1 protein-coding gene and 1 pseudogene are annotated in these 1,148 nt (G+C 44.6%); both read right to left on the minus strand.

Annotated features, from left to right (window positions below; translation table 11 throughout):
• Positions 1 to 278: pseudogene (locus HMPREF9442_RS07325) on the minus strand (RteC domain-containing protein); the annotation flags it as partial.
• A 238-nt stretch (positions 279 to 516) separates the two neighbouring features.
• Positions 517 to 939: a dihydrofolate reductase family protein gene (locus HMPREF9442_RS07330; RefSeq protein ID WP_006255814.1), complete on the minus strand. Its 423-nt coding sequence runs from the start codon at positions 937 to 939 to the stop codon at positions 517 to 519.
• Positions 940 to 1,148 lie beyond the last annotated feature (209 nt).

A 1,148-nucleotide genomic window follows, 5' to 3' on the forward strand; every position in this document is an offset into this window, starting at 1 on the left:
GTGGCAAGAAATTTCTGCATCTTCCTCACGAAAGACAGAGCCTTGCTGACGTAGGCGGCAATCTCTCTTTTTTCTTCTGACAGATTGCGCACGGGGTGGTGCTGCAACTCGATCTCGATGTATGCAAGCGCGATGACGGTAAGGTTCGCGTCCATGCCGCCGTTGCACAGTTCGATCACTTGGGTGGCGAAAGCCGTGTATGCCGTTTCCATATTGCAGTCACCGGCTTCGTTTATTAGGCGGAAGAAATCTGTTTCCGCCAGCAAGAAATAATTCATGGTTCCGTCAATTTTGAAAATTACACTTTATTTTCTGCGTGCGCACATGAATATAATTGACAAAATACGTGTCAGAAAACAAAAAATCCGGCACCGGTTTTTTCAAGGCACTGGATTTCAGTAGTATAAAATTCAATATTTTCCCAAAGGAATGAATTTATACGGGATTAAATTGTTCGTAATCGGAACATTTATTCTATTTCCGGAAACAGAATTGTATGACTGCCGCACATTTTGGCTATCTTGCTTTTTTATCAAGGATGTAGATAATGCGACAGACACCGTTGGGATAGCTTTTCAAAGAGGAAAGCGTCCAGTGTTGCTCCGGCAGAGCCGACTTAAAAAAATGTCGTCCGCTTCCGGAAATGAAAGGAACGGTGTACAGTATGATTTCATCCACAGCGTGCATACGCAGCAGTCCATTTATATAGTCTGCCGTGTCCGATGTGGCTTCCGCGAGGTAACGGATGTTTGTGCCGTCTTTTCTCCATTCGTGCAGCATTGAAATGGAATAGTCCGGTGTGACATGGTAAAGGGCTTTCTCCCTGATTTCATCAAGACCGCAACGGTCAAGGCACAAATCCTGATGTGCTTTATCATATAACTCTGAAGAAAGACATCCGTCCATCGTCAGTACGGCGAGAATCTGAACTTTACCCATAATCGTTACCTTTCGTTAAGCAAGGACAAAAAAGTAGCGTGCAATCCACACTACTTCAAGCGTAGGCTCTGGTAAAGCCCCTGAAAGAAACGCGTGAATGCACGCTATGCGTAAGCATAGCATAAGCACCACGCAATTAGCTTCTTTCAGTTTCAATTTACCAGATTTACGCCTGAAACTCCTTGCGGTCTTATTCTATATGTCGGCGG

The organism is Paraprevotella xylaniphila YIT 11841 (assembly GCF_000205165.1).
Classification (GTDB): Bacteria; Bacteroidota; Bacteroidia; order Bacteroidales; family Bacteroidaceae; genus Paraprevotella; species Paraprevotella xylaniphila.